The sequence below is a fragment of the Streptomyces sp. ISL-98 genome, from assembly GCF_018614055.1.
Lineage (GTDB): Bacteria > Actinomycetota > Actinomycetes > Streptomycetales > Streptomycetaceae > Streptomyces > Streptomyces spiramyceticus.
On the sequence record NZ_JAGGPB010000120.1, the window covers coordinates 220 to 7,131 of the forward strand.

Genomic DNA, 6,912 nt, shown 5'->3' on the forward strand with positions numbered 1-6,912 from the left:
CGGTCCGGCTGCGTCAGGACCCTTGTCCCGAGGATTACCCGTTAGTAGCGTTTGCTTCCCGCGTACGTACTAGGGGTAACAGTCGGAAGAGGGTGGGGCGCCGTGCCGCGCAGACCGATAGCCGCCGTGGCAGCGGCCCTGCTGTTCGTCGAAGCCGCCGGGATCGTGTTCGTCAACTGGATCCTCGGCAAGGTCGTCAACAGCCAGTCGATGTCCCTGGACGGCCTGGACCCCGACGTCATGGCCGCGTCGACCTGGGTGATGGGCGGCGTCTTCGGCCTCTACCTGGTCGGCTGCGGAGTCTTCCTGCTGCGCGCCGCGCTGACGGACCGGGCCCCCGGGCGCTTCGGACGCGTGCTGCTGATCGCGTGCGCGGTGGTGCACGGGGTGCTGGGGGCGTTGTCGGTCGGACTCGTCGGCTGGGCGGCGTTCGTGGTGCTGATGGTGGAGTTCGGGCTGATCGTGCTGTCCGTCATCGCGTACGGCAGGCGTGAGGAGCAGCGGGCCGGGGCGGACGCGTCCGGTGCGGCGGACGCGTCGGAGGACGGGGCTCCCGCGCCGGCCTGACAGGCGTATGCCCGAGGGCCCTCAGAACGAGGGGCCCTCAGAAGTCGAACTGCGGCGACGACCGGCTCAGGACCACGGGCTTCGCGGTCACGGACCACAGGGCGTCCAACTGGTCAGCGAGCGCGGCCGTCAGCCTCTCCATGTCGGCCGGGGCCGAGTCGTGCATCGCCTCCGCGATGATCAGTACGGTGGAGGTCGTCTCCCGGACGGCGGAAGAACCGCTCTGCCGGTTGGTCCACCGCCGGGAGTGTGCCTGCCCGATGCCGTCCGCGAAGATCACTTCACGTGGGGCGGGACTCTCCGTACCGCCGGAGAACGTCACATAGGTTTCGTCACCGGCGGCGTACCGGACTTCAAGGTTCCCCGTGATCTCGGAAACGTCGAAGACGCCCACCGGGATCGCGAACGCGAGCGAAATGGAATTGCAGACGTCGATCAGCGGGTGGATCCGGGGAAGCGAGTCCTCTTTCCTGAATCGCCGCAGCAGCGACTCGGAGGCGCACCGGTATTGGGTGGGCTTGAGCCCCATCCGGGAGAACGTACGGCGCCAGGCCTGGATTTCGGGCAGCTCCCCCTCGGTCGCGGTCGCGAGCCGGGACCTGGCGATCGCGTTGTACTGCGCGATCGCGGCGTCGGCCGAAACGTCCGGGGTGATTCCCTCGGCGAAGAGCACTCCGGGAACAAGCTCCGGGAAGCCCTGCCAGACGGCGTCCGAGTGCTGGAAGTCACGCATAAGGTGCCTCGCTGTTGTTGTGTTGAGTATCGCCAGGTCAGAGGGCCGGTCAGAAGAAGGCGAGCTTGGCGCCGAGGGCTACGAACGCGCCCGCGAACGTCCGGCGCAGCCAGGTCAGCACCTGGGGGCGGGAGATGACATGGCTCCGCATCGCGGCGGCGAATTTCCCGTACGCGACGAAGACGATGAACGTGAGCAGCATGAATACGGCACTCAACTCGACCATGCGCAGGAATGCGTTCGGCTCACGCGCGCTCACGAACTGCGGCAGGAACGCGAAGAAGAAGATCGTGAGTTTTGGGTTGAGGATGTTGATCAGGACGCCCGAGGTGATCACCTTCATCGCTGATACGGGCGTCTCGGCCTTCTCCGTCGTGAGTGCGTCCTTGTCGTGCAGGGTGCTCCACGCCATGTAGAGCAGATAGGCCACACCCAGATACTTGAGAATCTGGAATGCCATTGCGCTGGTGTGCAGCAGCGCCGCGAGACCCGTGATCGCTGCCACCATGTGCGGAATGGTGCCGAGGGTGCAGCCGGCCGCCGCGACGATGCTTGCGCGGGTGCCGCGGGAGAGGCCGGCCGCCATGGTGTAGAGCACGCCTGTGCCGGGAGTCGCGACAACGACGAGCGATGTCAACAGGAACTCGATGGTCATGACTTGACCCTGTCGCGACAATGGTCCGGTGAACAGGTCCAATGAGAATGCTCGTGACCGGTCCATAAGTGGCGGTTCGGGGGCGGGGGTGAGTTCCGGGTCCGGGTCAGGGTCCGACTTCCTCCAGCTGGATATCGGTGACGCGCCGGCGGGCGGCCTCTCCGACTGGCTCGCGCACCGGCTGCGGCTCGCGATATCGGACGGCCGGCTGCCGGTGGGCAGCATGCTGCCGGCGACCCGGGTGCTGGCCGCCGAGCTCCGGGTGTCGCGCGGGGTGGTGACCGAGGCGTACCAGCGGCTGACCGAGGACGGGCATGTCGCCGGGCGGGGGCGGGGCGGAACTGTCGTGGTGGCTATGCCGGTTGCGGTGCGCGTCGCCGGGCGGGGTGCGGTCGGGGCTTCCGGTGCGGGTGCGGGTCCTAGTGGCGGTGGCGGTGGCGCTCCGGCTCGTGTGCTGTTCGGCGCCGCCGAGCCCGGCGTCGACATCTTCGACGCGCTACGGGCGGCGCCTGCCCGGATCGACCTGTCGCCCGGTGTGCCCGACCTGGCAGCCTTCCCGCGCGCGGCGTGGCTGCGGGCCGAACGCTCCGTACTCGGGGACCTCTCTGCGTCCGACCTCGGTTATGGAGATCCGCGGGGGAGGCCCGAGCTGCGTACCGCCGTGGTCAACTGGCTGGCCCGTAACCGGGGGATCAGGGCCGACCCCGGCGAGGTACTCATCACCGCAGGCACCGCTCAGGGGCTCGGGCTGCTCGCGCAGGTGCTCCGTGACGACGGGTTCCGCGAGATGGCGGTGGAGGACCCCGGCTCGCTCGGCGCCCGGCAGCATCTGCACAACCGGCAGTTGGCGACCCCGCCGGTGCCGGTCGACTCCGAAGGGATACGGGTCGACGAGCTGCGCGCCACGGGAGCCCGGGCCGTACTGCTGACGCCGGCCCATCAGTTTCCGGCCGGTGTGGTGCTCGGGGGAGGCAGACGGCGTGAGCTCATGCGGTGGGCCGGTGACGGCGGCCTGATCGTCGAGGACGACTACGACGCCGAGCACCGCTACGACCGGCCTCCGGTGCCTGCCCTGCGCTCGCTGCTCCCCGAGCAGGTCTGTTACGCCGGGAGCGTGTCCAAGCTGCTGGCTCCCGCGCTGCGGGTGGGCTGGATTCTGGCGCCGCCGAAGTACCGGGAGGCGCTGGTGGACGCCAAGCGGTTCACCGACCTGGGGAACGCGGCGCTGCCGCAGCTGGTGCTGGCCCGCCTGATGGAATCGGGCGACATGGAACGCCAGTTGCGGCTACTGCGCAGGCGCCATCGGCGGCGCAGGGACGCGATGATCAGTGCGATCAGGGCGCATCTGCCGGGCGCGGTCGTGCACGGCGCCGCGGCCGGTCTGCACCTGATGATCACCTTTGAGCGGACGGACCTTGTGGACACGGACCTTGCCGCGGGGGCGCTCGTGCGTGGTGTGAAGGTGCAGCCGCTGTCGTGGCACCGGCAGCGGCCCGGCCGTCCGGGGCTCGTGCTGGGTTACGCCGCGAGTACGTCGACCGCCATCGCCGAAGGGGTGGCCGTGGTCGGCGAGGTGCTGCGGGGGGACGGCGAGGTCAGGTCCACAGGTCGGTGATCGAGACGTCCAGCTCGCGCAGCAGGTGGCGCAGCAGGGGCAGGGACAGGCCGATGACGTTGCCGTGGTCGCCGTCGATGCTGTCGACGAAGGGGGCCGAGCGGCCGTCGAGCGTGAAGGCGCCGGCGACGTGGAGCGGCTCGCCGGTCGCGACGTACGCCGCGATCTCCGCGTCGGTCGGGTCGCCGAAGCGGACGGTGGTGGACGCGGTCGCGGAGGCGCGGCGGCCGGTGGCGGTGTCGATGACGCAGTGACCGGTCTGGAGGATGCCGGAGCGGCCGCGCATGGACTTCCAGCGGGCGGTGGCGTCCTCGGCGTCGTCGGGCTTGCCGAGTGCCTGGCCGTCGAGTTCGAGTACGGAGTCGCAGCCGATGACCAGCGCGCCGGTGGCCTCGGGGCGCTCGGCGACTGCGGCCGCCTTCGCCTCCGCGAGTACGAGCGCGAGCTCCCCCGGGGTCGGCGCGCTGATGGCGTCCTCGTCGACGCCGCTGACGATCACCTCGGGGGCGAGGCCTGCCTGGCGTAGGAGCGCGAGGCGGGCGGGGGAGGCGGAGGCGAGGACGAGGCGGCGGGGGTGAGTCATGCGGTTCATCGTACGAGGCGCCGGGTGAGGGCTCAGGCGTCGAGGTGCAGGATGCGGAAAGCCTTGAAGCCCTTGGGCAGTGGCGTGATGGAGCGGAAGTCGCGCTGGTCGAGGGTGAAGACCCGGTCGGTGCGATACCGGTCGGCCAGGACCACGCCGACGGCATCCGCGAGGTCGAGCCTCAGGCCGTCGTACTTCCGCCGCACTTTGTGTATGGGTGGCAGTTCAGCGAAGGCCCAGCACGAACATCGCCAGCACCATCGCCAGCGCCATCACGAAGCCCGCGCGGCGGAGCATGGCCTGCGTCTCGCGCAGGTCTTTCGGAGGTTCGTTCTCCGGGTCGGACCACAGCATGCATCCGATCCTGCGGCCGGGCGGCCTCGTCCGCCTGAGTACTCGTACTCAAGCGGACCAGTGCCAACGGACTAATTAGTCGTTCAGTACGTGAACGCTCCTGCCCGGGCCGCCGCCACCGCCACTGCCGCAGCGCGGACCTCGTCCTGCTCGCGCAGCGGTTCCCGGCTCACTGCGAAGCGGTAGTAGAGGGGAGCCGATACGGCCCGGATCACCTCCCCGGCGTCCGTCCCGGCAGGGACCTCCCCCCGCCCCGCCGCCCGCNNACGGGGGCCATCCGGGCGTCGGTGAGCGTCTGGCGTACCAGGCGGGCGTTGGCCAGCAGGTCGCCCTCCAGGGAGCCGGTGTCGCTTGCGGGCAGTGACTGTTCGGCCATGTCGCGCAGCAGGTCGGCGACGAGGCCGACCGCTGAGCCCCAGCGGCGGTAGACCGTCGTCTTGCCGACGCCCGCGCTCGCCGCGACCCGGTCCATGTTCAGGGCATGGAAGCCCTGCTCGACCAGCGCATCCTGGGTGGCTTCGAGCACGGCGGCGCGGACCTTGGCGGTCCGGCCGCCCGGGCGCACGGTCCCCGGCGTGGCTTCCAAACGGGAATTCTGTTCCATTAGCTGCTCCGACTCTGCTACGGTTCACGCATCTTAACGGAACTTGCATCCCATTAGGGAGTCGTCATGAACGTCGCGAAGTTCGTCCGGCGTATCGCCGCTCCTGTCGCCGCCGCCACCCTCGCCTTCGGGCTTCTCGGGGCCGCAGAGGCGCAGCCGCACCAAGAAGCCCGGTGGACCGCCGCCTGGGGCGCCTCCCCCCAGCTGCCCAGTACCGGCTTCACCGCCAACTGGTCCCAGGAGGGCTTCTCCCGCCAGAGCGTCCGCCAGGTCGTCCGAGTCACGGCCGCCGGCGAGCTCGCCCGTATCCGCCTCTCCAACGCGTACGGGACCTCACCGCTCAAGGTCACCGGCGCCACCGTCGCCCGTACGGCCGAAGGTGCCGCCGTCGAACCGGGCAGCGTCCGCCACCTCACCTTCTCCGGCAGGCGGTCCGTGGAAATCCCGGCCCACGGCGACCTCCGCAGCGACGCCGCCCCGCTCGCCCTGGACCGGCTCGACTCCGTGACCGTCACCCTCTACTTCGCCGGCACCACCGGGCCNNCAGTCCTGGTACTACCTCTCCGGAGTCGAGGTCGGCGGCGCCGCCAAGCCTCGCGACAAGGACGGCATCGTCCTCTTCGGGGACTCCATCACCGACAGCTTCGGCTCGACCCCCAACACCGACCGCCGCTACTCCGACGCACTCGCCGAGCGCACCGGACGCCCGGTCGTCAACCAGGGCATCGGCGGCAACCTGGTACTCAACGACTCCGCCTGGTACGGCGAGCGCGCCACCGCCCGCTTCGGCCGCGACGCCGTCGGCCAACCCGACGTCTCCACCGTCGTCGTACTCGAAGGGGTCAACGACATCGGCTTCAGCGAGGCGCAGGGGCAGCCCACGTACAAGCCGTCGCCCGTCGTCTCGTCCGCCGAGCTCATCGCCGGGTACCGGGAGTTGATCCGTTCCGCGCACGCCGGGGGGCTCAAGGTCGTCGGCTCCACCCTGCTCCCGCTCAAGGGCTCGGACCACTGGGGCAAGCACGCGGCGAAGGTCAGCGACCAGGTCAACCACTGGATCCGTACGTCGGGAGAGTTCGACGCGGTCGCCGACTTCGACAAGGCGCTCGCCGACCCGGCCGACCCGGACCGCCTCAACCCGGCGTACGACTACGGAGACGCGTTGCACCCCAATGACGCCGGCTACCGCGTGATGGCGAAGACCGTCGCCGAAGTCCTCTGAAGCGCGTACGCCGAAGGCCGGGCCCAGGGAGGGTCCGGCCTTCGGCGTCAGGTTTTGCTCACGCGGGCTTTGCTCACGCGGGTTTCGCCTACGCGGGCCAGTACGTCCGGCTCCACGCCGCCCGTCCCGGCCGCGGCAGCGGGTGTGCCGCGACCCTCGCCGGGTCCGACCAGGCGGGCGGGGGCTCCTCCGCGCCGCCGGACGCTGCACCGGCCACCGCCGCGGCGCGTGCCTGGACCACCGCGAGAGCGGCGGCCAGCTCCTCCGGGGTCGGGTTGCCCCGTACGACCTTGATCATGGTCACGTCCCTTTCCAGTTCTAGAGCGGGATGTTGCCGTGCTTCTTGGGCGGCAGGGACTCGCGCTTCGTCCGCAGCTGGCGCAGCCCGCGCACGATGTGGCGGCGGGTCTCCGACGGCATGATGACCGCGTCGACGTAGCCGCGCTCGGCCGCGACGTACGGGTTCAGCAGCGTGTCCTCGTAGTCGGCGATCAGCTCGGCGCGGGTCGCGTCGACATCCTCGGCGGCCGCGATCGTACGGCGGTGCAGGATGTTCACCGCGCCCTGCGCGCCCATGAC

At 70.3% G+C, this 6,912-nt stretch carries 10 protein-coding genes and 2 pseudogenes; 3 read left to right on the forward strand and 9 right to left on the reverse strand.

All coding sequences use genetic code 11. The features are described 5' to 3' along the window. Positions 1-102: 102 nt before the first annotated feature. The gene (locus tag J7I98_RS40590) at positions 103-567 is read left to right on the forward strand and encodes a hypothetical protein (RefSeq protein WP_214930070.1); all 465 of its coding nucleotides are present in this window, start codon (positions 103-105) and stop codon (positions 565-567) included. Positions 568-604: 37 nt separating this feature from the next. Here the strand turns inward: J7I98_RS40590 and J7I98_RS40595 are convergent, their stop codons facing one another. Continuing rightward, positions 605-1,300, reverse strand: a complete 696-nt coding sequence (locus tag J7I98_RS40595) for a B3/4 domain-containing protein (RefSeq protein ID WP_214930071.1) — start codon at positions 1,298-1,300, stop codon at positions 605-607. Between the two features lie 49 nt (positions 1,301-1,349). Next, entirely contained in the window at positions 1,350-1,955 is a 606-nt protein-coding gene (locus tag J7I98_RS40600) for a LysE family translocator (protein WP_214930072.1), read from the reverse strand. An 88-nt stretch (positions 1,956-2,043) separates the two neighbouring features. On the opposite strand from J7I98_RS40600, the gene J7I98_RS40605 reads away from it, so the two are divergent. Beyond that, a complete protein-coding gene (locus J7I98_RS40605; protein ID WP_308378143.1) occupies positions 2,044-3,570 on the forward strand; it encodes a PLP-dependent aminotransferase family protein in 1,527 nt (508 codons plus the stop codon). On the opposite strand, the gene J7I98_RS40610 is transcribed toward J7I98_RS40605, so the two are convergent. From J7I98_RS40610 to J7I98_RS42805, 5 genes and pseudogenes are all read right to left on the reverse strand, one after another. After that, positions 3,551-4,162, reverse strand: a complete 612-nt coding sequence (locus J7I98_RS40610; protein WP_214930074.1) for a nucleoside triphosphate pyrophosphatase — start codon at positions 4,160-4,162, stop codon at positions 3,551-3,553. The two genes, J7I98_RS40605 and J7I98_RS40610, sit on opposite strands and share 20 nt — an antisense overlap. Before the next feature lie 23 nt (positions 4,163-4,185). Next, positions 4,186-4,383: pseudogene (locus tag J7I98_RS40615) on the reverse strand (VapC toxin family PIN domain ribonuclease); the annotation flags it as partial. Next, a complete protein-coding gene (gene mmpB, locus J7I98_RS42495) occupies positions 4,379-4,507 on the reverse strand; it encodes a morphogenic membrane protein MmpB (protein WP_274561611.1) in 129 nt (42 codons plus the stop codon). The gene mmpB and the pseudogene J7I98_RS40615, both read right to left, overlap by 5 nt. Before the next feature lie 83 nt (positions 4,508-4,590). Then, positions 4,591-5,111 (reverse strand): annotated as a pseudogene (locus J7I98_RS40620) (TetR/AcrR family transcriptional regulator). 53 nt (positions 5,112-5,164) lie between these two features. Continuing rightward, entirely contained in the window at positions 5,165-5,626 is a 462-nt protein-coding gene (locus J7I98_RS42805) for a hypothetical protein (RefSeq protein WP_308378144.1), read from the reverse strand. 116 nt (positions 5,627-5,742) lie between these two features. Here J7I98_RS42805 and J7I98_RS42810 point away from each other — a divergent pair, with 116 nt between their 5' ends. After that, positions 5,743-6,333, forward strand: coding sequence for an SGNH/GDSL hydrolase family protein (locus J7I98_RS42810; RefSeq protein WP_308378145.1), 591 nt, complete (start codon positions 5,743-5,745; stop codon positions 6,331-6,333). An 88-nt stretch (positions 6,334-6,421) separates the two neighbouring features. Here the strand turns inward: J7I98_RS42810 and J7I98_RS40630 are convergent, their stop codons facing one another. Continuing rightward, positions 6,422-6,631 (reverse strand): acyl-CoA carboxylase epsilon subunit, encoded by a 210-nt coding sequence (locus tag J7I98_RS40630; protein WP_214930075.1) that lies wholly within the window; start codon positions 6,629-6,631, stop codon positions 6,422-6,424. Positions 6,632-6,651: 20 nt separating this feature from the next. Continuing rightward, positions 6,652-6,912: carboxyl transferase domain-containing protein (locus J7I98_RS40635; RefSeq protein WP_285438157.1), on the reverse strand; the 261-nt coding region annotated here is incomplete at its 5' end.